Source organism: Lactococcus taiwanensis (assembly GCF_017068355.1).
Lineage (GTDB): Bacteria > Bacillota > Bacilli > Lactobacillales > Streptococcaceae > Lactococcus > Lactococcus taiwanensis.
Window position 1 is genome coordinate 1,187,714 of the sequence record NZ_CP070872.1, and the last position, 23,989, is coordinate 1,211,702.

General features: G+C 35.8%; 24 protein-coding genes and 2 pseudogenes. 7 read left to right on the forward strand and 19 right to left on the reverse strand.

Annotated elements, in window-relative coordinates; translation table 11 throughout:
- Positions 1 to 36 precede the first annotated feature (36 nt).
- Together topA and trmFO are read left to right on the forward strand one after the other, a co-directional pair.
- Complete coding sequence (gene topA, locus JW886_RS05880; RefSeq protein WP_075525829.1) at positions 37 to 2,157, forward strand: type I DNA topoisomerase; 2,121 nt, start codon at positions 37 to 39, stop codon at positions 2,155 to 2,157.
- 81 nt (positions 2,158 to 2,238) lie between these two features.
- The gene (trmFO, locus tag JW886_RS05885) at positions 2,239 to 3,582 is read left to right on the forward strand and encodes a methylenetetrahydrofolate--tRNA-(uracil(54)-C(5))-methyltransferase (FADH(2)-oxidizing) TrmFO (RefSeq protein ID WP_205871552.1); all 1,344 of its coding nucleotides are present in this window, start codon (positions 2,239 to 2,241) and stop codon (positions 3,580 to 3,582) included.
- Between the two features lie 26 nt (positions 3,583 to 3,608).
- On the opposite strand, the gene xerS is transcribed toward trmFO, so the two are convergent.
- The 7 genes from xerS to JW886_RS05915 all read right to left on the reverse strand — a co-directional run bounded on the left by xerS (position 3,609) and on the right by JW886_RS05915 (position 8,939).
- Positions 3,609 to 4,679: a tyrosine recombinase XerS gene (gene xerS, locus JW886_RS05890; RefSeq protein WP_205871553.1), complete on the reverse strand. Its 1,071-nt coding sequence runs from the start codon at positions 4,677 to 4,679 to the stop codon at positions 3,609 to 3,611.
- A gap of 180 nt (positions 4,680 to 4,859) precedes the next feature.
- Positions 4,860 to 5,147: a hypothetical protein gene (locus JW886_RS05895; RefSeq protein ID WP_205871554.1), complete on the reverse strand. Its 288-nt coding sequence runs from the start codon at positions 5,145 to 5,147 to the stop codon at positions 4,860 to 4,862.
- Between the two features lie 109 nt (positions 5,148 to 5,256).
- Entirely contained in the window at positions 5,257 to 5,640 is a 384-nt protein-coding gene (locus JW886_RS09880; RefSeq protein WP_338092714.1) for a tyrosine-type recombinase/integrase, read from the reverse strand.
- Entirely contained in the window at positions 5,598 to 6,233 is a 636-nt protein-coding gene (locus tag JW886_RS05900; RefSeq protein ID WP_241003745.1) for a site-specific integrase, read from the reverse strand. The genes JW886_RS09880 and JW886_RS05900 overlap by 43 nt, the downstream gene beginning before the upstream one ends.
- Positions 6,234 to 6,745: 512 nt before the next feature.
- On the reverse strand, positions 6,746 to 7,750 hold the full coding sequence (locus tag JW886_RS05905; protein WP_205871555.1) for an alpha/beta hydrolase: 1,005 nt from the start codon (positions 7,748 to 7,750) through the stop codon (positions 6,746 to 6,748).
- A gap of 31 nt (positions 7,751 to 7,781) precedes the next feature.
- Positions 7,782 to 8,198, reverse strand: coding sequence for a cyclophilin-like fold protein (locus JW886_RS05910; protein WP_205871556.1), 417 nt, complete (start codon positions 8,196 to 8,198; stop codon positions 7,782 to 7,784).
- Positions 8,199 to 8,207: 9 nt separating this feature from the next.
- Entirely contained in the window at positions 8,208 to 8,939 is a 732-nt protein-coding gene (locus tag JW886_RS05915; protein ID WP_205871557.1) for an SDR family oxidoreductase, read from the reverse strand.
- A gap of 113 nt (positions 8,940 to 9,052) precedes the next feature.
- Here JW886_RS05915 and JW886_RS05920 point away from each other — a divergent pair, with 113 nt between their 5' ends.
- Both JW886_RS05920 and JW886_RS05925 read left to right on the forward strand, forming a co-directional pair.
- Positions 9,053 to 9,931: a LysR family transcriptional regulator gene (locus JW886_RS05920; protein ID WP_205871558.1), complete on the forward strand. Its 879-nt coding sequence runs from the start codon at positions 9,053 to 9,055 to the stop codon at positions 9,929 to 9,931.
- Positions 9,932 to 10,060: 129 nt separating this feature from the next.
- Positions 10,061 to 10,742 (forward strand): IS6 family transposase gene (locus tag JW886_RS05925; protein WP_205871559.1). Its coding sequence is split into 2 segments (ribosomal slippage): positions 10,061 to 10,381 and positions 10,383 to 10,742, totalling 681 coding nucleotides; the frame shifts between segments, so codons are not numbered across the junction.
- 191 nt (positions 10,743 to 10,933) lie between these two features.
- Here JW886_RS05925 and JW886_RS05930 read toward each other — a convergent pair.
- Positions 10,934 to 11,827 (reverse strand): SDR family oxidoreductase, encoded by an 894-nt coding sequence (locus tag JW886_RS05930; RefSeq protein ID WP_200407807.1) that lies wholly within the window; start codon positions 11,825 to 11,827, stop codon positions 10,934 to 10,936.
- 414 nt (positions 11,828 to 12,241) lie between these two features.
- Here JW886_RS05930 and JW886_RS05935 point away from each other — a divergent pair, with 414 nt between their 5' ends.
- Positions 12,242 to 12,922: an IS6 family transposase gene (locus tag JW886_RS05935; protein ID WP_205871560.1), complete on the forward strand. Its 681-nt coding sequence runs from the start codon at positions 12,242 to 12,244 to the stop codon at positions 12,920 to 12,922.
- Positions 12,923 to 13,241: 319 nt separating this feature from the next.
- Here JW886_RS05935 and JW886_RS09950 read toward each other — a convergent pair whose 3' ends face one another.
- Together JW886_RS09950 and JW886_RS05940 are read right to left on the reverse strand one after the other, a co-directional pair.
- Positions 13,242 to 13,337 (reverse strand): putative holin-like toxin, encoded by a 96-nt coding sequence (locus JW886_RS09950; RefSeq protein ID WP_420844218.1) that lies wholly within the window; start codon positions 13,335 to 13,337, stop codon positions 13,242 to 13,244.
- Positions 13,338 to 13,564: 227 nt separating this feature from the next.
- Entirely contained in the window at positions 13,565 to 14,599 is a 1,035-nt protein-coding gene (locus JW886_RS05940) for an NAD-dependent epimerase/dehydratase family protein (RefSeq protein WP_205871561.1), read from the reverse strand.
- A gap of 131 nt (positions 14,600 to 14,730) precedes the next feature.
- Here JW886_RS05940 and JW886_RS05945 point away from each other — a divergent pair, with 131 nt between their 5' ends.
- Positions 14,731 to 15,261, forward strand: coding sequence for a TetR/AcrR family transcriptional regulator (locus JW886_RS05945; protein ID WP_205871562.1), 531 nt, complete (start codon positions 14,731 to 14,733; stop codon positions 15,259 to 15,261).
- A 42-nt stretch (positions 15,262 to 15,303) separates the two neighbouring features.
- Here the strand turns inward: JW886_RS05945 and JW886_RS05950 are convergent, their stop codons facing one another.
- Positions 15,304 to 15,486: a single stranded DNA-binding domain-containing protein gene (locus tag JW886_RS05950; RefSeq protein ID WP_205871563.1), complete on the reverse strand. Its 183-nt coding sequence runs from the start codon at positions 15,484 to 15,486 to the stop codon at positions 15,304 to 15,306.
- 191 nt (positions 15,487 to 15,677) lie between these two features.
- On the opposite strand from JW886_RS05950, the pseudogene JW886_RS09940 reads away from it, so the two are divergent.
- Positions 15,678 to 16,079 (forward strand): annotated as a pseudogene (locus JW886_RS09940) (Spx/MgsR family RNA polymerase-binding regulatory protein).
- Between the two features lie 237 nt (positions 16,080 to 16,316).
- On the opposite strand, the pseudogene JW886_RS05965 reads toward JW886_RS09940, so the two are convergent.
- The 8 genes and pseudogenes from JW886_RS05965 to JW886_RS06000 form a co-directional block, all read right to left on the reverse strand.
- Positions 16,317 to 16,868 (reverse strand): annotated as a pseudogene (locus JW886_RS05965) (C39 family peptidase); the annotation flags it as partial.
- 807 nt (positions 16,869 to 17,675) lie between these two features.
- Positions 17,676 to 18,239, reverse strand: a complete 564-nt coding sequence (locus tag JW886_RS05970) for a DapH/DapD/GlmU-related protein (RefSeq protein ID WP_075525670.1) — start codon at positions 18,237 to 18,239, stop codon at positions 17,676 to 17,678.
- A 19-nt stretch (positions 18,240 to 18,258) separates the two neighbouring features.
- Positions 18,259 to 19,008, reverse strand: coding sequence for an SDR family oxidoreductase (locus JW886_RS05975; RefSeq protein ID WP_196756724.1), 750 nt, complete (start codon positions 19,006 to 19,008; stop codon positions 18,259 to 18,261).
- Positions 19,009 to 19,343: 335 nt separating this feature from the next.
- Entirely contained in the window at positions 19,344 to 19,943 is a 600-nt protein-coding gene (locus JW886_RS05980; RefSeq protein WP_205871565.1) for an NAD(P)H-binding protein, read from the reverse strand.
- A 1-nt stretch (position 19,944) separates the two neighbouring features.
- Entirely contained in the window at positions 19,945 to 20,988 is a 1,044-nt protein-coding gene (locus JW886_RS05985; protein WP_205871566.1) for a zinc-dependent alcohol dehydrogenase family protein, read from the reverse strand.
- A gap of 23 nt (positions 20,989 to 21,011) precedes the next feature.
- Positions 21,012 to 21,380 carry a nuclear transport factor 2 family protein gene (locus JW886_RS05990; protein WP_205871567.1) on the reverse strand — a complete coding sequence of 123 codons (369 nt, stop codon included), beginning with the start codon at positions 21,378 to 21,380 and terminating at the stop codon, positions 21,012 to 21,014.
- Position 21,381: 1 nt separating this feature from the next.
- On the reverse strand, positions 21,382 to 22,647 hold the full coding sequence (locus tag JW886_RS05995) for an MFS transporter (RefSeq protein ID WP_205871568.1): 1,266 nt from the start codon (positions 22,645 to 22,647) through the stop codon (positions 21,382 to 21,384).
- Positions 22,648 to 22,814: 167 nt separating this feature from the next.
- Complete coding sequence (locus tag JW886_RS06000; RefSeq protein WP_205871569.1) at positions 22,815 to 23,690, reverse strand: LysR family transcriptional regulator; 876 nt, start codon at positions 23,688 to 23,690, stop codon at positions 22,815 to 22,817.
- Between the last annotated feature and the right edge of the window lie 299 nt (positions 23,691 to 23,989).

Below are 23,989 nucleotides of genomic sequence, written 5' to 3' on the forward strand. Positions count from 1 at the left end.
AATGTTCACCTCTCATATAATTAGCTAGGAATAAATATGCCAACAGCGACTAAAACAAAAACAAAGAAAAAAACAACAAGAAAAAAAGTAACCCCAGGCAAAAATTTAGTTATTGTAGAATCACCTGCAAAAGCTAAAACAATTGAAAAGTATTTAGGACGTAATTACAAAGTTGTGGCCAGTGTAGGACATATCAGAGATTTGAAAAAATCTACGATGTCCGTTGACATCGAAAATAACTATGAACCCCAGTATATCAACATCCGCGGAAAAGCTCCTTTAATTAATTCGCTAAAAAAAGAAGCTAAAGCTGCGAAAGCAGTTTATCTTGCAAGTGACCCGGACCGTGAAGGAGAAGCAATTTCATGGCACTTAGCACATATTTTAAATCTTCCACTTGAAGAGAAAAATCGTGTAGTTTTTAATGAAATTACAAAAGATGCAGTTAAAAATGCTTTTAAAGAACCGCGTAAAATTGATGTTGATTTAGTTGATGCACAGCAAGCACGCCGTGTGCTAGACCGTTTGGTCGGTTATTCAATTAGCCCTATCCTTTGGAAAAAAGTTAAAAAAGGCCTATCTGCTGGTCGTGTACAATCTATTGCCTTAAAACTAATAGTAGATAGAGAAAATGAAATTAACGCTTTTATTCCAGAAGAGTATTGGTCAATCGATGGTGAATTCAAAAAGGGAACAAAGAAATTTAAAGCTTCTTTTTGGGGAATTGATGGTAAAAAGCATCCTTTAAAAAACAATGATGACGTTGTCCAAATAATGGAACGACTTGATGGTCCTGACTTTAATGTTGATAAAGTTGAAAAAAAGGAACGTCGTAGAAATGCTCCACTTCCATATACCACGAGTTCCATGCAACAAGATGCTGCTAATAAAATTAATTTCCGAACTCGTAAAACTATGATGGTTGCCCAACAACTTTATGAAGGTCTAACTCTTGGAAGTCAAGGACACCAAGGGCTAATTACCTATATGAGGACAGATTCAACGCGTATTTCACCCGTTGCTCAAGCAGCTGCTCATAACTATGTTGTTGATAGATTCGGAGAAAAATACAGTAAACATGGTTCAAAAATTAAAAACGCTGCTGGCGCACAGGATGCCCATGAGGCTATACGACCATCAAATGTATTTAATACTCCAGAATCAATTGCCAAATATCTAGATAAAGATCAATTGAAGCTCTATACGCTTATTTGGAATCGCTTTGTAGCCAGTCAAATGGTTGCAGCTGTTTTTGACACAGTAAAAGTTAATCTCTCACAAAACGGAGTCATTTTTGTAGCTAATGGTTCCCAAGTAAAATTCGATGGTTACCTTGCAATATACAACGACTCTGACAAATCAAAAATGTTGCCTGAAATGTCAGAGAACGATACCGTGAAAAAAACAAGCGTTAAACCTGAACAGCACTTTACCCAACCCCCAGCGCGCTATTCCGAAGCAACGCTTATCAAAACTTTGGAAGAAAATGGGGTAGGGCGCCCCTCCACATATGCCCCAACGCTAGAGACAATTCAAAAACGCTATTACGTGCGCTTAGTCGCTAAGCGTTTTGAACCTACAGAGCTTGGAGAAATTGTCAATAAGCTTATTGTTGAGTTCTTCCCTAATATTGTAAATACTGAATTTACAGCCGAAATGGAAAAAGACTTAGACGAAGTTGAAGAGGGAAAACGGCAATGGATAGAGGTAGTTGACCAATTTTATAAACCTTTTGCTAAAGAATTAGAAAATGCTGAATCCGGCATGGAAAAAATTCAGATCAAGGATGAACCAGCTGGTTTTGATTGTGACGTTTGCGGAAGTCCGATGGTTATCAAACTTGGACGTTTTGGTAAATTTTATGCATGCAGTAACTTTCCTGACTGTCGAAACACAAAGGCTATTGTGAAAGAAATAGGAGTTAAATGTCCACTTTGTCATGAGGGAAATATCATTGAACGTAAGACAAAGAAAAACCGTGTATTTTATGGATGTGATCGTTACCCAGACTGTGAATTTACTAGTTGGGACAAACCAATTGGACGTGAGTGCCCTAAATCTGGAGATTTCTTAGTAGAGAAAAAAGTCCGTGGTGGAGGTAAACAAGTTGTTTGTTCAAATGAGAAGTGCGATTACCAAGAAGAAAAACAAAAATAGGAAAAGATAATAGTAGGACTTACTATCTCTTATTAATCTGATAAAACGATCCATTTATATAAGATATGGTATAATTGTATAATGAAAAAAACACATATTAATGTTATTGGAGCTGGTCTTGCAGGATCTGAAGCTGCCTACCAAATTGCAAAACGTGGAGTCCCTGTTAAGCTTTACGAAATGCGTGGTGTAAAATCTACCCCACAGCATAAAACAGATAAATTTGCTGAACTTGTTTGTTCAAACTCACTTAGAGGAGCTGCAATTACTAATGCTGTTGGTCTTTTAAAAGAAGAAATGAGACGCTTAGATTCAGTCATTATGAAGGCTGCGCAAGAGACCCAAGTTCCTGCTGGTGGAGCTTTAGCTGTAGATAGAGAAGCTTTCTCAAATTATATCACGGAACAAGTCTCACAACATCCACTAGTTGAAGTAATTCGTGGAGAAATCACAGAACTTCCAAGCGATGAAATCACAATTATTGCTACTGGACCATTGACTTCAGATAAGTTGGCTGCTAAAATTCATGATTTAAATGGTGGGGATGGTTTTTATTTCTATGATGCTGCAGCTCCAATAATTGACGCTAATTCAATTGATTATAATAAGGTTTATAAAAAATCTCGCTATGATAAGGGTGAGGCCGATTACATTAATTGTCCAATGACAAAAGAAGAATTTTTGGCTTTTCAAGAAGCTTTAATCTCTGCAGAAGAAGCTCCACTTAATTCCTTTGAAGATATGAAAGTATTTGAAGGATGCATGCCCATTGAAGAAATGGCCAAGAGGGGCTATAAAACCATGTTATTTGGACCTATGAAACCTGTAGGCCTAGAGTACCCTGACTCTTACAATGGTCCTCGTGATGGTGATTTTAAAACTCCTTACGCAGTTGTTCAACTACGTCAGGACAACGCTTCTGCATCGCTCTACAATATTGTTGGTTTTCAAACTCACCTAAAATGGGGAGAACAGAAACGGGTGTTTCAAATGATACCAGGTTTAGAGAATGCTGAGTTTGTCCGCTATGGAGTGATGCATCGTAATTCTTATATGGATTCCCCCAACCTCCTTGAACAAACTTTTCAATCTAAAAAACAAGCCAATCTTTTCTTCGCTGGTCAAATGACAGGAGTAGAAGGCTACGTTGAGTCTGCTGCTTCCGGTTTAGTGGCTGGGATTAATGCTGTACGCTTATTAAAAGAGGAAGAAGAAGTCATTTTTCCTAGAACGACCGCTATCGGTAGTCTTCCTTACTATATCACACATACTGACAGTAAACATTTTCAACCGATGAACGTTACATTTGGCATCGTACAAGAATTAGATGGACCTCGAATTCGTGATAAAAAGGAGAGATATAGTCAGGTTGCTGAGCGTTCTCTGTCCACTCTAACAGCAATCATCAAAAATAATAATTTATAAAAAAAGCCAGTTTATCCTGGCTTTTTTTATAAATTATCTAAAGCATTTTTCTGTTCTTCGTTAATAATGTGGGTATAAAGATCAGTTACCTGTGTAGAGGCATGCCCTAACTGATTACTCACCAAAACTTGAGAATTTGTTTGGGCATATAGGCGAGTTGCTAAAGTATGACGAAGTTTATGAGGTGTTACTCTTACTTTAAAGGCTTGAGAATACTTAGCAACCAACTTTTCAACACTAGATGGGTCAATTCTACTCGGAGTATCACGATACAACGTTACAAATAAAGCATAATCTTTCTTAGTCGTTTTATAACGCTTTTCTCTAATAGCTAGATAGCGTTCAAAGTAAACTTTAGCAAATGGAGCAATGGGTACAGCATCCCTTTTCCCGCCTTTACGTGTAACTTCAACAACCATCGTATTAGTATTTAAATCTTTTAAATCTACATTTACAGCCTCTGAAAGACGTATGCCAGAAGCTAATATTAGAGCTATAATCGCTAAATCTCGTTCCTTATTTTTAAAAAAGCTAGCTTTAGCACGATTTGAAAGGATGCTTTCGTATTCATTATCAATATAGTCTAAAAAACCCTGTGTTTCATCACCTAAAAACAGCTTCCCTTTTATATTTTCAGCACGTGCTGCTAAGGTTTCCGATTTCTTTTTAGTTTGAACTTTTTTCATTACATTTCGATAGAAGTAGGGTTCTCCCTCCTCATTCTCAACCTCCTCCGTCAAATACTTATATAGACTAGACAAAGCAGATAAGGTGCGATTGATAGTTGTTTGACTAACTCCATACTGAGTGGAATGAGTATTGAGTCTTGGACGTTCTCGTAAGTAAAGAATGAAAGATTCCATATCCTTTTTCGTCAGATTTTCAAGAACCGATAAAGAAATATCAGAAATATATTGAACATCAGCAATCCCCGAATCAACTAACCAACTGAAAAATCTTTCGTATTCTTTTAAATATTCATAAAGAGTATTCAAACTATAAGGAATTGCAAGTTTTGATTGGTAATATTCCAAAACATAAGAAGGCATTATTTTTTTTAGTTTTTCAACATTTTGTATTAATTGCTCACGTTTCATAAATTCCAGTATACCAGAAGCACTTATAATTGTCAAGAAAATTACAGTTTTTCGGAAAGTTGTTAGGGAATTTTTGAGAGGAGAGCTGTGTTACCTCTTATTCATGGTTTTGAGAAACCTTGATATAATTGGCTTTTATAACACTATCCTCTCCTACTTTTAATTCCTTAATGTCTTTATTTATTGAGCTTCTGGTGGGTACTTGACTTCCTTTGTTTTTCTGTCAAAGAATGCCAAAACTTCCTGTTGAACTTCAAATTTGTGCCAGATATCGCCATTTTTCCAATATAAAAAGCCATCTTTTGAGGTAACCACCGCCACAATTTTGACTCGCTGTGGGCCATTTGCTGTCTCTACAGCGGCTTCGTCGCCCTTTCGTAATCTTATCGGTTGTAAGTGATCTGGTACCTTCCAATAGCGTTTATGTTTGTCAGATCCGTTAATATGGACAGCCTGAATGATTTTCATGTTAACTCCTTTGTCTTTTATTGAATTAACATGATTATAGCAAAAATAGCAACTAAATAAATTTATGATAGTTTGTGAATTTTATAACTTGCTCAATGCATCTTTAGCTTCAGCATTGATTGCTGACAAGGACCTGAGAATGACTGACTTTGTAAAGGCGTGAAGCAAAGGTATGTCTGAGGGTATGTGGCGTTACTCGTACCTTGTATGCTGCGGAATATTTCGCAACTAACTTGTTGATGGAGGCGTTAGAAATCCGTCTAATTCTGCCATTATAGTCCGTTACAAACAACGCATGAGTTTCAGATAGCGATTTTCTTCTGCTTTCAACATAGTCTTGGATGTATTGATGAGAAAATTTAGCTATTTGGACCACATCATACTTGGCTTCTTTCCGAAAAACTAGTACTTTATTTTCATTGGTATTTAAGTGTTCGAAATTTATGCCTACTAGTTCTGAACAACGTATTCCAGACGATAAAAAAGGCTTAATATAGCGAGATCTCTTAGTTTATTTTTTTGGAAAGATACCTGGGCCCGTTTGCTAAGCATGGTTTCATATTCGGTATCCACAAAATTCAAAAAATCTTGTGTTTCTCCGTCGAGAAATAACTTTCCTTCCAGTTGAGCAGCACGATAATGCAGCGTTTCACTTTTCTTACGGATATGAATTAATCTACTAACGTTTCTCGTCATATAGGTCTTACCATGCTCATCCTCAGTTTGCTCACAAAGATAGTTATATAGACTTTTGAGTGCGGCAATAGTACGATTGATTGCTGAGGTATGCGTAGCTGATCCACATTTTTCTTCCAAACGCAGTCTTTCATTGAGAACAAATTCTTCTAATTCACGCTTCTTTACACTTTCCAACTCTTTCAACGTGATTTCTTTGATATTATCGTGATATGTTATATGACTAGCATTTAGCCATAACAAATACTTTCTAAACTCTAGACAGTAAGCATAAATCGAAGCTATACTCAGCGGTATGGTACGTTTAGACTCGATATACTCATTCACGTAGAAGGGAAATTCTTCCATCAATTTGTTGACATTATGCTGATAACCATGATGCTCTGACATCTCTTTTTATTTCTCCTTAACAATTCTTAGTCAAATTAGAATATATTGTAGTGAAATATTAAACTAATGTCAATCATCTATTCCAAGCGGTCTTTTTATCTTTGGCTGCTTTTTTCCTCGAATTTTCTTCTCTCTCTATTGTCTTTCTTCCTCCTCAATCCTTCAATAATTTTTTTATAATTCTTGTTAGTTTGTAGGTTATTTTTGATGTGTTAAGAGTGGTTAATTTGTAGTATCTGATTCAACGAAGTCTGGATTTAATTTTTTAGTAAATATAAATTATTTTGAAAATGAATGTACTTCATCATCTTCCTAATACCTATACTGATACTATTACCAATACTAATACTAATACTAATACTGATAGTAATTTCTACAAAAAGAGCTACCCAATATAGGTAGCTCTTTTTGTACTCTCATTTACTTAAGATGTGGTAGAATTGAGCAATCATAAATCGAATTTTTTTAAACCAAGTGTCTCAGCGTAAAGTTCAAAGTAAAACTCGACCTATTTACAAATTTTCTTTGAAGAAATTGACAAGCTTATCAAATGGGATTTTATCTTTTTTGTCATAGAGATCCACATGATCCGCATTTGGTACGACAACAAGCTGTTTAGGTTCATTGGCTAGTGCATAGGCTTCTTCCGAGTGGTAGAGCGAGTGGGCATTTTCTCCAGCTATAAACATAACAGGACGTGGAGATATATCTTTGATATTTTTGTAGAGGTCGAATTCATAAAAAGACATAGGTGTTGTAGCTGTCCACCCTGTGGTTGAATTTATAGAACGTTCATGGTAACCACGAGGAGTACGATAATAATTGTAGAAGGCTGTTGTCACTGGATCTGCATCAGTGGGTAATTCTTTAGGGAAAAGGGTGGTACCGCTTATTACATTACCCTCCTCATCAAATCCCAGTTCATGCCAGCCTTTTTCATAGTTACCAGAGTCAACATTACCATTGTCAACATCGTCCCAACGTTTTTTACTCACATAATCTCTTAATTTTGCACGTTGCTCTACACTATAACTATTTTTATAACCTAGATACATAGAATTTGACATATCGTACATCGACGCTGTTGCTACGGCTTTGATTCGTGTATCAGCGCCTGCTGCTGTTAATGCCATCCCTGACAATCCGCAGATTGCTTGAGCGCCAATACGTTCACGATCAATATAAGGAAGAGTACCAAGAAAATCAACTGCTGCACTAAAGTCTTCGGCAAAAATAGCTGGTTCAGCAACATTACGAACTTCTCCCCCTGATTCTCCTGTAAATGAGGGATCAAATGCTACCGCCACAAAACCATATTTAGCAAATTCCTGTGCATAGAGACCTGATGATTGCTCTTTCACTGCGCCAAATGGCCCTGAAATTACAATTCCTGGGTTTTTCTTATTCGCATAATCTTCAGGCAAATAAAGATCTCCTGCAATCTCAATTCCAAATCTGTTTTTAAAGCGTACGGTTTTATTTTCAATGTTCTTGTAGATTTCAAATGTTTTTGTCATGTTTTTCTTCTTTCTAAATATCTTATCTTTTTTATGCTAGACTGATCATTAATTCAACTGTTCCCTTGATTTGGGATACTTTGGTTATGTCTTCATTATGTGCAATCTGCCCTAAAAAAAGTTCTTTGAGGTGTGGTTTAGCATTATCCCCTCCTGTAAATACGGCTAACCAGTCGCCATTTGGATCGTAACAAATGTCTCCAGCAAACCATCCTCCCTGAACTTCATCTTCATGGTAAGGTAACCCTGAGAATTTTCCGCAGAAATCTACTGAGCCTGCTGATACTTGGGTTTTAAAAGGAAGTTGTTCATATAAAGCTTTTGCCGCCGTACTATTACCTAGATATGCCGCTACAGTTGTATTACCTATGGTTAGATTAACTTTAGTAGGGTTAGTAATTTCTGTAATCCGATTATCTTTTGGACTTATTTTTTTATTCTTTCTCATATTTCACCTTTATGGAATTTGATGTGTTGGACGAATGTGAATTTCACTTACCGAAACATCATCTGGTGTATCAATGGCATATACGACAGCTTTTGCAACGTCATCTGGTGCAAGTGCTGCACTTTCATGAACTGCTAGTTCATCTTCTTGATCAGATTGTGATGGAATCGTTTTGTAGAGATTAGTACTAGTCGTTCCTGGAGTAATCAAGGTAGATTTGATATTTTTATCATTTTCTTCTTGGCGGAGCCCTTCCATAATAGCTCTAATAGCATATTTTGTAGCACTATATACAGCAAATTTTGGAAAAGTTTTATGTCCAGCTGTTGAATCTGTGGTTAGGATATGCCCCTGTCCTTGTGCTTCCATTATTGGTAATACTGCTGAGATACCATTTAATACGCCCATAATATTAATATTAAGCATGTCTTGCCAATCTTGTCGACGTCCTTCTCTCAAATGACTCACTGGCATGATAGCAGCGTTGTTAAAAAGGACATCTATGCGACCAAATGCTTTTAAAGTTAATTGAATTAGTTTGTCAACTTGATCTGAAACAGCCACATCTACAGCTTGAACAATCACTTGCTCAGGATATTCTTTTGATAAATCTCGAAGATTATCAACATGTCGTGCAGCTAATGCTAATCTTGCACCTCTTGCTAATAAGAGTTTAGCTGTTGCAAGACCTATTCCACTAGATGCTCCTGTAATAACAACAACTTTTTGACTTATTTCCATTGATACTACCTCTCTTTCATTTGATAACTTTATTATAGTTCTGCAGCCGCTAAATAGCAAATACCTATTTCAAATGATATAATATGCCTATAAAGCATATTTAAAGGAGAGATATGGAAATTCGAGTACTTCGTTATTTTTTAGCTATTATTAAAGAAGGTGGGATTACCCAAGCCGCAACAAGCTTGTATGTTTCACAACCTACAATCTCACGACAAATAAAGGACTTGGAAAAAGAACTTGGTAAGCAGCTGTTCATTCGTCACAAAAAAGGACAAATTGAGCTGACTCAAGAAGGACTTCTGCTTCAAAATCGTGCGGAGGAAATCATCTCTATGGTAGATAAGACGGAGAACGATTTCCGTTATCTTACTGATATTATAGAAGGCGATATTTATATTGGAGGTGGAGAAACCCAAGCTTTTTCTAAAATTGCAAATGTAGCAAAATCGCTTAATCTTAAATACCCAAAGTTACGCTATCATCTTTCCTCGGGGAATGCAGAAGATATTATGGCTCAAATTGATAAGGGATTATTGGACTTTGCAATAGTTGCACATCCTAAACAATCGCCACGTTATCATTATCTTAAGCTCCCCTATCAAGATGTTTGGGGGGTAATTTTACCTAGAACAGATAACTTATCGGATAAAAAAAATATTAGTCTTAGAGACCTACAAGACAAGCCCTTAATTTTATCACGTCAAGCATTACAAAAAACGCACTCCGATAATCAATTATTAGATTGGTTGGGAGAAACAAAAAATTTAGATATAGTCGCAACCTTTAATCTGGTATTCAATGCACTTTTTCTCGTGGAGGAGGGCTTAGGCTATATGATTGCCTTCAATGAACTTACACATAAAGAGGATTTGACATTCCGTCCACTTGATCCCTTGCTTACTTCTGAACATTATCTTGTCTGGAAGAAAGATAAGGTCTTTTCAGCAGCGGCACAAGTATTTGTAGAGAGTTTAACTAATTTTAATTAGGAAAAAAACACCCTGCAAGCCATTACTTGTAGGGTGTTCTAGTAGTTAAAATGGTAGGTTCTGTTGCAAAGTTCCCCATAACACCTGATTTATTGTAAAATGTAATAAAAAAGAATGCGAGGACAACAGATGAATCATTTTAAGGGCAAACAATTCCAAAAAGACGTGATTATTATCTCTGTTGGGTATTATCTTCGCTATAATTTGAGTTATCGTGATGTTCAAGAGATGTTATATGATTGTGGCATTAACGTTTCTCACACAACAATTTACCGTTGGATTCAAGAATATGGTAAGCTGATCTATCAAATCTGGAAAAAGAAAAATAGACAGTCCTTTTATTCGTGGAAAATGGATGAAACTTATATTAAAATTAAAGGGAAGTGGCATTATCTCTATCGTGCAATCGACTCAGAAGGCATGACACTGGATATTTGGCTAAGACTAAATAAGAAATACTCAGTCTGCTTATGCTTTCTTTAAACGACTATACAAGCAGTTTGTGGAACCGAAAGTTATCGTGACAGATAAAGCACCATCAATTGCTAGTGCTTTTAGGAAGTTACAAAAGCAGGGGCTATACAGCGAAACTGAGCACCGGACAGTCAAGTATCTCAATAACTTAATTGAGCAAGATCATAGACCTGTTAAACGTCGAAATAAACTTTATCAAAGTCTTCGTACTGCATCAACTACGATTAAGGGCATAGAAGCATTGAGAGGCATATACAAAAAGAAACGAAGAAATGGAACGCTCTTCGGCTTTTCGGCATCTACTGAAATTAAAGTTTTGATGGGTATACCAGCATAGTCAAAGTATCAGAACGGGACTTTTGTACTCAGTATTGAAACTTTGCAACAGAACCCCTCCTTCAATATATTGCAACTGATTCGAAGTACTCTGATTATTAGTCTGTTGTTCGTATACTTTTGAATCAGTCTAGTAACTACCAACAAAGAGAATTAGCTTTCTCTTAATAAAACCATTATTAAATACTGGTGTTAAAGATTGATCGGCTCGCCACCCGTTACACCATAAATTTGAGCAGTAACATAGCTTGCATCATTTGAAGCTAAGAAGACATATACTGGTGCCAGTTCAACTGGTTGTCCAGCTCTTTCTAATAATGATTGTTGTCCAAAATCTGGTAATTTTTCTTCAGGCTGTCCTTGATCCAACTGAAGCGGTGTCCAGATTGGTCCTGGTGCTACTCCATTGACACGGATACCTTTTTTAGCTAATTGGGTGGCTAAGCTAACCGTAAAGTTTGCAATAGCTGCTTTTGTAGCTGCATAATCCATTAAATTATCACTAGGATTAAATGCTTGTACCGAAGTCGTCGTAATAATACTGCTACCGGCAGGCAGATGACTGACTGCTTCTTGGACAATCGCAAACATCGAAATAATATTTATGGTAAATGTATCTTTTACTTGTTGAATAGGTAAAGTTTCAATCGATTCTTGGGAAATTTGTTGTGCTGAGTTAAGAACTAATGTATCTAATCCATTTAATTCTGCGACTGCTTTTGCAACGATTTCTTTTGGTGCCTGTTCATCCCTCAAATCATAGGGAAGTAATACGGCTTTTCTTCCAGCTGCTTCTATCAGTTCAGCAACTTCCTTTGCATCTTTTTCTTCACCTGGTAAGTATTGGAAAGCCACATCTGCACCTTCACGAGCAAATGCGATGGCAGCTGCACGTCCAATTCCTGAGTCTGCTCCAGTAATCAATACTCTGCGATTCTCCATTTTTTTACTTCCAACATAACTTTCTTCGCCGCAATCTGGTCGTGATGGCATGTTTGTTTGGAGAGCAGGAGTATCTTGATCTTGTTTTTCAAAACGATCATTATAAAATAATTTTCTCGGATCTCTTAAAACGGGTTCTGTCATTTATTTCTCCTCACTTTCTATATTTATTTTAACGTACTTTAAAATTTTTTAAAAATGATACGCCTTTTTGCACCAATATTCACAATGTTTTTACTGAAAAATCGATAAAAATAGGCCTTTTATCGATAAACGGTTATAAATAGAACTTCTATTACTTGAAACTTCTAATATTTATTAAAAAATAAAAATAACATAAAACAAAGTGGCGGTACTCTTTTTATGTCAATCTCCATTTCTTGTTCCTTTTTTAATATTTAGAATGGCTGGATATTTAATCAATATATCTCCATAGTGAACGCTTTTAATATCGCCTTCATCATAATTTAACAATGCTCTAGATGGTTCTGTTGCAAAGTTCCCCATAACACCTGATTTATTGTAAAATTGTAATAAAAAAGAATGCGAGGACAACAGATGAATCATTTTAAGGGCAAACAATTCCAAAAAGACGTGATTATTATCTCTGTTGGGTATTATCTTCGCTATAATTTGAGTTATCGTGATGTTCAAGAGATGTTATATGATTGTGGCATTAACGTTTCTCACACAACAATTTACCGTTGGATTCAAGAATATGGTAAGCTGATCTATCAAATCTGGAAAAAGAAAAATAGACAGTCCTTTTATTCGTGGAAAATGGATGAAACGTACATCAACATTAAAGGAAAATGGCATTATTTGTATCGAGCCATCGATGCAGATGGTTTAACCTTAGATATTTGGTTACGTAAAAAACGGGACACACAAGCAGCCTATGCTTTTCTTAAGCGGTTAGTGAAGCAGTTTGATGAACCGAAGGTTGTAGTCACAGATAAAGCCCCCTCTATTACAAGTGCCTTTAAGAAACTAAAAGAATACGGCTTTTATCAAGGGGCAGAACATCGTACCATTAAATACCTGAATAATTTGATTGAACAAGACCATCGTCCAGTAAAGAGACGCAATAAATTCTATCGAAGTTTACGCACTGCCTCTACCACGATTAAAGGCATGGAAGCCATCCGAGGATTATATAAGAAAACCCGAAAAGAAGGCACTCTCTTCGGGTTTTCGGTCTGTACTGAAATCAAGGTATTATTGGGAATCCCAGCTTAAATCATAGATACCGTAAGGGATTTTATTCTTTATTTAAAACTTTGCAACAGAACCGTTTTTGTCATTGTTACGCTCCGTTTCAAAGTTAATCATCAGCTGATAGAACTATTTTATCAGTTATCCTACCGACATGAAAGGAACAAAATGGTAAAAACAAGGTGTTTTTTCAGACATTTGGTGTTTAAATAACGACAATTATGTGGTATAATGGTTGTAAAGAAAAAGGACTTACTCGATACAAGTCCTAATGTAGCCGATTAAAAGTCGGTGGCAGAATTATGTTCTAAGAACCGTTCACTCAGCCAAAGTTAGACGGTTCTTATTTTTTTGCGATTTTTTCAATCAACAAAACGATAAATGTAAGCAGAGTAATTAGAAAACCGCAAGCTGCGATGACTAACATGGCTACATCCATCAATAAGAAGGCTCCTTTCTATTGGATTTTGAACTTACATACATAAGCCTCACCACCTTTCAGAGCCACCGTCTATTTAAACTTCTACTCTACTATTATAACAAAAAAGCACCCTGCAAGCCATTACTTGTGGGGTTTTCTAGTAGTTAAAATGGTAAATCATCATCATTAATATTCAATGATTCATTACCTGCGAATGGATCGTGTGAATCTATGTAAATTTTTTCTTAATTACCTTTAATGACTCCTAATTCCAACATAGTTTGAGCTGTTTGAATGATAGCTACTTCTCCTGAACGTGGTTTCCAGCCTAAAAGTTTAACTGATTTTTCATTTGAACAAGCTGTGTTTTGCCCCAAAAATGTAGCTGGCATCGCCAAACTTTTATCAAATCGAGCTAAAATTTTGACTAAAAAGTCGGGAATTACATGAGTAGATACTTTTTTAGCTTTTGTACCAAATTCCTTTTTCAAAAACTCAGCTTGCTTTTTGTAAGTAATATTTTGGCCTGAAGTTGCAATGAAACGCTGACCAATCGCTTCATTTTTTTCAAGAGCTAGCAAATGTAAATCAGCAACATCACGAACGTCAACATAATCAAATGCTAAATTTAAAAGTCTGGGCATTTTACCTTCAAACATATTTTTTATAGCCGCACTAGAATGTGAAAAATCATTTCCAAGAATTGGACCCATAACAGCTGTAGGTAAAACCGATGCTCCTTCAATACCATAAGCTTCTGCAAGTTTCCAAAACTCCATTTCCGCCATCGTTTTAGAACGTTGGTAGGCATTAATTGGAGCGTCAAGATTTGTCCAATCTTTCTCTGTGAAGATTTCTGGATGATGCTTATGCCCCGCTATAACAGTTCCCGATGCTGAGGTCAAAACCACTCGTTTAACTCCTGCTTCCTTGGCTGCTTTCATCACAAACTTCACTCCATTTACAGCCATTTTCACCATTAAATCATCAGCGTCAGGACGTTGCAAAGGTGTTGGTGAAGCCACATGAATCACAGAATCAACACCAGTCATGGCTTGACTCCATCCTTCTTCTTTTGTCAAATCAGTTTGGACAAAATCTAAATCTGTAAAATCTGAAATTCCGCCTTGTGCCATCATTTTTTTCACTTCTTCTTGTCGAGACATCGTCCGCAATGTCGCCCGTACTCGATAGCCTTTTTTCAATAAAGCAATCATGATAAACATAGCAATATATCCAGAACCTCCGGTTACCAAAATTGTTTTCTTATTTTTATTCATTTACGTACTTTCCTTTCTTCATTACAATCTACATATGTTACACTTAAAACTGATGTAAAGGTATTGTACAATAGAATTACTAAGAATACAACTTATTAAAGTACTTGTGTGACACAATAAGGAGAAGTGTAATGGCAGCGACGAACTATTCTCAAATAGCTAAAAATGATACAAAAAATTTTATTACAACCGCAACTTTACAGCTTTTAGGCATTCGAAAGACCACTGAAAAACCTAAAAGAGTCGATCAACTCACAATTTCTAGCGTTTGTAAGAGAGCTGGTGTCAGTCGCATGGCATTTTATCGTAATTATGATTCCATTGATGAAGTTATTTATCAATACTATCAACCCAAAATTGCGAAAAGTTTCGAAATTATTCGCAAAGATGTTTCTGCCAAATCTAAAATAGAAAATCAGTTAAAATTTTTTGAAGAATTCAAAACGGATCTATTTCTTTCTGAGGGCCAAGGTTACGAGCCAATAATCCGTCAAATATATATTGAAGAAATCGAGAATTTTTATAAAGATACAAATGATGAGTATTTCATTACCTTTGTTGCAACGGGTGTATATGCAGTATGGCGTAGATGGTTGATGAACGGCCAAGACAAACCTATTGAAGAAATACATGAACACATTAGAAAAATTGTCACAATATAAAAAAGCCCCCTGCAAGCCATCACTTGTAGGGTTTTCTAGTAGTTAAAATGGTAAATCATCATCATTAATATTCAATGGTTCACTACCTACGAATGGATCGTGTGAATCGCCAGGTACGTTGCTTTTATTATTGGGTTGAGTTGCTGCAGGAGCTTGATTATTTTCAGAATTTTGACGACTTTCAAGGAGTTGGAAGGTATCAACTACCACTTCAGTGACGCACACACGTTGACCTTGTTGGCTTTTATAGCTTTGAGGCCGTCCAATAAAATTATGGGAGCAGTTATGAGGATATTAAGAATAAACCATTTTTTAACGAGGATAATATAAAATAGAGCAAAAAGTTTGAATTTTTTCAACTTAATGCTATAATTAGATTAAAATAAAATAATAAAAGGATTAAAAGGAGAGGTAAGATGATTAAATTTTATTACACTGGTTCTTCTTCAACATGTCGAAAGGCTAAAGCATGGTTATTAAATAATCAACTTCCTTTTGAGGAAATCCATTTAAAAAAGGATCATATTACAAGGATGGATTTTTTACATATCCTTTCTTTGACAGAAAATGGAGTTGATGATCTTATTGCTAAACAAGGAAAAACTTATAAAGCTCTATAAATTGACTTCAACACACTTACCCTCCAAGAAACTTTTGATCTTTTTGATATCTATCCTACTTTAATGCGTAAACCTGTAGTAGTAGATGAAAAAAGGTTGATTATCGGCTATAAGGATGATGAAATAAGAAAGTTTATTCCAAGAGGAATTCGCCAAGCTCAAAGAAGTCTAATTCTCGATAACATAAAAAATGCCTAGATTTTATAGAATAAGGAAAAAATCTATTTTTTCATATATTTAAAGCAGTATCTGTCCTAAGTTTAAACCAGTTTTCATTTATGAATAAGCGAAATCCGCAAAAAATGCTTTCTGTGAGAGATGGATTGTTAAATCATAAAAATTGTGTTATTTTAGTTTTAGCTTCAAACCGAAAGCAAAAAATACACCCTGATTTCACACACGATTCGACAGGTTTTTTTTATTTATCATATTTTTTTATTTCACAACAACTGCATATTTTCGTGCATTATAGATTGTTTCAAACGTTGAGCGACTTAACCAATATGAGCCACTAATTGGATCAGAGACATGGACTTGGTTATTAGTTTTATCAAAACCGTCTAATGTCACAGCGTGATTGTTGTTTACGGCTGCACCAAAAGGCCAATCACCCCAGCGTACGGGCTGAAAGTTAATGGTAACCCAGGCAACTACGGGATTGCCTTCTGCTACTTCGTTGATTAAATCATTCATGGAGCTTCCAGAAATATTTTGAACATTACCATATCTCTGTCCCCAAGTTGTTAATGGATCAGGATAAATTGCTGAATAGACATTAGGATCTTCTACAAAGGGACTTCCACCAAAACCAGTATTAGGATTTTCATCAGGGGATTTAATGATTGTATTTAAAAACTGAACTAAGCCCCAATCCTTTAATTTCCCCTTATATTGAAGAGCTTGAAGAAGCGATGCTCCTTCGCAACCGCTAGGTGCCCCCTCTGCATACTGATCATAATTTGTAACGCCAAGGAGCACATATTCATCGTCACTCACTTGTGAACTATATGAGCTGCCATTTTCATATGAATTCACTGTATAAAAGCCTTTTCCTTTATTCTGATAAGAATCATTGTCTATGGGAGAAAGAGTACTCTCAGCTTCAGATTTACCAGCTTTTTGAGGAGCTACTAAGTCAACTTTACGTCCAGATTGGTTAATCGCATTATCAGTTTGATCAGCCCCTACACTTATGCTTCCAACTGTCACAGAGGCAAGAATTGTTCCTAGAAATAACATACTTTTCTTTTTCAAATGAGACTCCTTTTCTATAATTAGATTGATGAGGACTTTTTTCTCCGATAGTAAAATGTGCTAAATAGAGTAGAAGGTAGTTTAGAGTAGACTAGCATAAACTTAAAAAAAACATAACGTTATATCACTCATTCTATCAAAGAAATATATGAACTCAAAATAATACAACTGAACCAATAAATGAATTATTTATTTCTAAAGAAAAAATAGCACCTGCTAGGCAGATGCTAAGGAGTATTTTATGAAAAATTTTAGGTAAGTACAGTATATTTCTTCTCCCTTAAACATAACAAAACTCTATGAAGCTTTTGGATTCATGAAATTATGGTTATTAATGATAAGATGGATAGCCACTATATCTTGGGAAGTAATTGTTTTTTACTATTAATAATATAGAAGCTGTTAGAGAAAAGCAGACTCTCAATGATAAGTTATAGTAAATGAAAAACCAAGTAGTTTTAAATACTTAGTCTTTTTTCTTCTAGATATGTGTTATCCATCAACAACATCCGTTAGTAGTCCATAACATTATAAAAAGAATTAGATATTCTTTATAAATTTTGCAGGAACTCCTCCAACAATAGAGTTAGCTGGCACATCTTTTGTTACAACTGCCCCTGCAGCAATCACTGAGTTTTCGCCCACGGTAACTCCCTGAAGAACAGTTGCGTTAGAACCAATCCAGACATTTTTCCCAATATGAATAGGAGCGGGTATTAAATTCTGACGTCTACTCGGTTCAAGTTCATGATTTAAAGTTGCAAGAACAACATTATGTCCAACAAGCGCCCCTTCATCTATCCATACCCCTCCAGTGTCCTGAATTCTTACACCAGCATTTATGAATACATCCTTGGCTATATGTAAATTCCTTCCAAAATCAGAAGAAAATGGAGGAAAAACTCTTACTGATTGATCAATTTCTTGTCCTGTGAGTTCGGAAAGTAAAGAGATAAGTTCACCATGTTCATAATATTTACTATTAATCTCTGCACAAATACGTTGAGCTTGGGTAGAAATATTAGACATATAAGTGAATACCTCGGTTCCCGATTCAAGCGTTTTTCCAGCTTGTACGTGTTCTAAGAAAGTCCTATAATCCATATCTTGTCCTCTCTTCTCTCTATACACTTTGATTAGAAGGACGAATTAGTACTTCAGATATGGTTACATGCTTTGGTTGATTAATAGCATAAAGTACTGCATTCGCAACATCAATAGGTAAAAGAGTCAAACCACTTTCTGTAGAACCATCGAATAGATCTGTCAACCCTTTTTCGATGTCATTGTTACCTACAGTACTAATAAGCTCTGTTGATACGGCACCTGGACTAACAATAGTGGAGCGAATACCAGATTCTCTTTCCTCTTGTCGTAATCCTTCCATAATTGCTCTTACCATAAATTTCGTTCCATTGTAAACGGCTGAAGCTGGGTAAACAACGTGCCCAGCTACTGAGTCAGTTGAGATAATTAATCCATCTTTTTGTTCACGCATAATGGGTAAAACAGCAGTTATTCCGTTAAGAACGCCCATAACATTGATATCAATCATTTCTTGATAGCTTTTTAAATTACCTTCACGAAGATAACCTTGTGGCATAATCCCAGCATTATTATACAGCACATCTATACGTCCATGGGTGTCCAATGCATAATCAACTAGTGCTTTTACCTCATCAAACTTCGAAACATCTGTTTTTTTATAGGAAACATTGTTACCCAGCTTATCAGCAAGTACTTTCAATCGTTCTTCCCGACGTGCCCCTAATACAACTTTTGCCCCTTGTTCGACGAGTAGCTTAGCTGTTGCTTCTCCTATCCCAGAAGAAGCTCCTGTAATAATAACAACTTTGTCTTTTATCATGTCTATTTTCCTCCTATTGTTTGTTTATCAAATACTATTCCTTAGAAAGGTTATTAGAATAATATTTTTCTGATTATATAAAGCTGTAGATGTATAAATCTATTATAATACTTGAAGTTAACTTTAAGTCAAGTAATAAAATTTTTGTGCTCATCAAAATACCTTTCTTTACAATATTAAATTAATAACTATTTTTGTATATTTCATCTTCTTGCACTCGGCCTATCATATATAAAAAACTGTATATTCTTGTATATACAGTTTTTTTATTTGAAATTATTCTCATCATTTTGCTAGTCTAAAACCCTATCAATTAGAAGAATAATCATATCACTAAACTTTTATTCTGGTCGATTAATACCGATACTTTCATTTACGTATAGATTTGGATTATCGATCATCTGATGAATTAGCTTCGCAATCGCTCCACGAGAGACATCATGCCCACCAAATTCCTCTCCCTTATACGTAATTTCATAATTATTTGTCCCGTTGTCAAACCAACCCGGACGTATAATCGTGTAGTCAAGTTGTGATTTTTCTATAATATCTGCTGCTTTCCGATAATCTTTCAGGGCAGGATTATTTCTTAAATTGCCTTCAACTCCAACAGAAGCTGGTATTTCATCATAAATACCCATCGAGCTGATAAAAATCAAACGTCTAACACTAGATTCTTCCATTGCTGCAGTCAAATCTTCAGCCATTTTTGTTAAATTACCAGATAGTGCCGCAAAAACAATATCTTGTCCATCTAAAATATTTACTAAGTCAATCGGATTCATCACTGAGCCTTCTATAGCTAGCTCATTGGAGGTCAAGTTTTGCAAACGTCCAACAGACCGAGAAAAGAGTGTTAGTTTATGATTCGTCGTTTTTAATTCTTTTCGAAGTTCGCGTCCAAGTGAACCAGTTGCTCCAATAATTAAGACATTTGCCATTTTATCCTCCAATCTTTAATAGTGATTTAATTGCTGTACGTTTGTCCATCGCTTCGTATGCAGCTTGAATCTCATCTAAACTAAATTCTGCTGTAAAAACTTTACCTGGATTGATACTACCATCCAACACCTTATCCAATAATAAAGCTTTGTCATGTGTAGTAACAGAAGCAACACCCCCTCCAAGTGTGATATTTTTCCAGAAGAGTGAATCAATCCATTCATTATAAACTACATCATGAGGGACACCAACACGACCAATATGACCTCCCGCACGAACAACTTGAAAGGCAGACTCAATTGATTCTTTTGTCCCAACACACTCAAGAGCTACATCGACCCCGACACCACCTGTTAGTTCTAAGAGCTTCTCAATAGCTTCCTTCCCCCGTTCTGCTAAAACAGCTGTTGCTCCAAATTCACGAGCAAGTGTCGCATTTTTCTCATGACGTGACATAGCAATAATTTGTGAAGCTCCACGTAATTTTGCTGCAATTATAGCACAAAGTCCAACTGCTCCATCACCAAATACAACAACGATATCTCCCTCTTTTACATTCGCACTAAATGCAGCATGATATCCTGTTGGCATCACATCTGCAAGAGTTGTAAGAGAATCTAATTGTTCATCAGTATAGTCTGAAGGTTGTCCTGGAATTTTAACAAGAGCACCATCTGCATTAATTGCACGATAAATTTCACCTTGATATCCACCATTAACTCCTTCCGTTGCATTTGGGCAATTTGCTTCAAATCCTGCAAGACAAACTTTGCACGTTCCACAACCATGAGTGAAAGGTACAATGACAAAATCACCAGTTTTGAAGTTTTTAACCTCCGCTCCAACTTCTTCTATCACACCAATCGCCTCATGTCCGACAACGCCTGATGGACGTGCAGAAATCCCCCGATACCACCAAAGATCAGAACCACAAACACAAGCACGAACAATTCGAATAATTGCGTCCGTTGTCTTTTCAATAGTGGGAGATTCAAATTCGCGAACTTCCATTTTCCCAGGTTTAACAAAATAAGCTGCTTTCATAATTTTTTCTCTTCTTTCTTTTTTTAATAACTACTGGCTTCTGAACCTGTAATTCTCCAAACATCATTTATTTTTACGAAGTGATAAATTTGTTGAAGTCCACCCGACCACATACTTCCCCAAACTTGAGCTTTTACCTGGTTTTTACCAAGTAACTTTGCTGAGTGATTATTTATTTCCAATACTTTAACATTTTCTTCTGTTGATTCAAAATACTTTATCTCACCAGAATCAATCTGCTCCAACCACTCTGTAATTGGTTGGATGTAACCTGTCATATGTTTCAAATAGGCCTCTTCTGTAAAAAGTCGACCTAATCGTGCTGTCTGTTTACTGACCATCCAATCATTTAAATCCTTATAAAGGATAATAATTTTTTTTGCATCTTCCATTTTATTTTTTCCTTCCTAAATTAGTAAACAATAATACTCCTAAGCCCAAAGCATTAAATGCAACAACAAACCCCATTACCATGTGGTAATAAGATAACCAGTTCCCTAATACATTTGATGTGAAGAGAACAACAATTGAAAGTCCTACAGGCCCGCCAATTTGATGTACCGTATTTGTCATACCACTTGCTGCTCCCGACAGTTCTGACGGCACCCCCTCAACACCTGCAGACGTCAAAGGTGCCAACAACCAACCTTGTCCAATTCCCACAAGAATCATAGGTAAACCGATTGTAAGTAAATAACCATTTCTTGGATCAATAATTGCCGAAAGCAACATCCCTGCAAGTAAAATCCCTTGTCCAAGAACCATAACTTTGTTATTACCAAGTTTCACAGTCAGACGTGGTAGATAAAGAGCCGCAATAAAATTAACAATTGTCAGTGGTAAGAAGCCCATACCTGCTTGCAAAGGGGTAAAACCATAATGATTTTGCATGATTTGCGGGAGAATGAACCAATAAGTTAACATTGCCATCATAAACGTAAACCGTGCAATATAGGCTCCCGAACGAATACGATTTGTAAATAAAGCCAAGGGCATAATTGGAGAGGTTTGAGAATGTTCCCAAACAATAAAGAGTACAAGGATTAAAGCAGATAAAATAATCAATAACATGTTACTTACTGTTATACCGTAAACGAAAAGCAAAGCGAATATGACTGAGAAAAACGCACCTAGAAAATCAATTTTAGTAGTTTGTGGCTCATTTTTATCGAAAATTTTAAATACAGTCAGGATAATTAAGAATATCGTAAAAGGTACATTAATTAAAAAACCCATACGCCAACTGAAAGTACTTGTTAACCATCCACCAAGGAGAAGACCAACTGATGAACCAATCCCAGCTGTTGCCCCATAATAGGAAATTGCCTTCATGCGCATATCTCCTTGATAATTATCCATCAAAATTGCTAAAGAAGTTGGAGCAAGGATTGCTGATCCTACTCCTTGAATTGCACGAAAACTAATAATTTGCATTGGATTTTGTGACAGACCTACTGCAAGAGAACTCAAACCAAAAATAACTAAACCAGCAAGGAAAATTCTCTTTCTACCAATAAAATCTCCCAAGCGCCCCGCCAATAGTAGGAAGCCACCAAAAGTGATTGTATAGGCATTAGAGACCCAAGAGAGTTCTGATTCATTTAAATGCAACTCTGAAGCAATTTTTACCGTTCCGGTAAAGATAATACTATTATCCATCAAAATTAAGAAATAGCTAAAGAGAATAATAAAGAGTACAATACCAAATTTTTTTATCTTTCATTCTTTCCTCGTTTCATTTTTTATTTATAAAATTATTATAAAAAAAAAGCATTTCTCTGTGAAATGCCTTTTAAAATAGTGTATATGCTTTTTAAGCATAAGAGCTACTCTTCTTTTAAATATTCCTTGATAAAAGCTTTTGTGGCTGGAGTTAATGGTATGTTCTTTTTCCATACTAATAACGAGTGTGTATATACTTCTGGTCTTAGTGGAATAGTTTTTAAATCAGGATAATTACGAATGAGCGCTCCTTCAGTTACGACTACTTCACCTATGCCTGCACGAGACATTTCAAAAATATGAAAGCCAAGATTAAAACCACCTACAATATTCAAGTCAGTCACCTTACACCCCATCCAATCTGCAAAGTATTCTCTCACTTCTGAACGTTCTGAGATAATTAGACGCTGTTTTCTCAGAATTTCAGGAGTAATATACTCTAACTCTGCGAGTTCTGAGTCTTCATGCGTGAGTAAAACCCATTGTTCCACAACATCAAGGCGTTCCACATTGTACTTTTCTGTTGAAGCGGGCTCTATTAAAAATGCAATGTCAACAAGACCATTGTCTAGTTTATACTTGATATCATCAGCGTTACCCGAAAGAATGGTAAAAGTAAAGTTAGGGTAAATATTAGTCAAATTTTGCAGAGTTTGAGCAATTTTTACTGTGGTTAGCCCTTCTAGAGCACCAATTGTTAAATGACCCGTTAATTCCTCTTTTTTACGATCACTAAATACTCTTTCCGTATTGCTCGCCAATTGTAAGATTTCTTCAGCTTTAATTTTTAAAAACTGTCCATCCTCAGTAAGTACTAAATGTTTTCCATCTCGAATAAAAAGTTGCGTATCAAGTTCTAATTCTAAATCTTTAATCTGACGTGACAGGGTGGGTTGAGTTATGAATAACTTTTCCGCCGCCGCAGAAACCGTACCAACCGTTGCAACTGTCCAAAAATATCTTAATACACGTAATTCCATTATATGATTTAATTCCTCATTGTTTTTCTTAATTAATTCATTTGGCGAAAACTATACCTATTACTACAATATATTATAACATTTTAAAATTATCACCATCATCCTTATTGAAGTTGTATTTAAAAAAGTACTATCATTCAAAAATAGGGAGCGTTTATAAAGCCTTCGAACACTTATGTTTAACTTAGAAAGCAACCTGACGCTCCTGAACTCGGCATGCTTAGCATAAAATAAAAAAACTCAAGTGAAGTATTTATTCTCTGAATTTTTTATCTTTAAAGTATTTTCCTTATTATTTT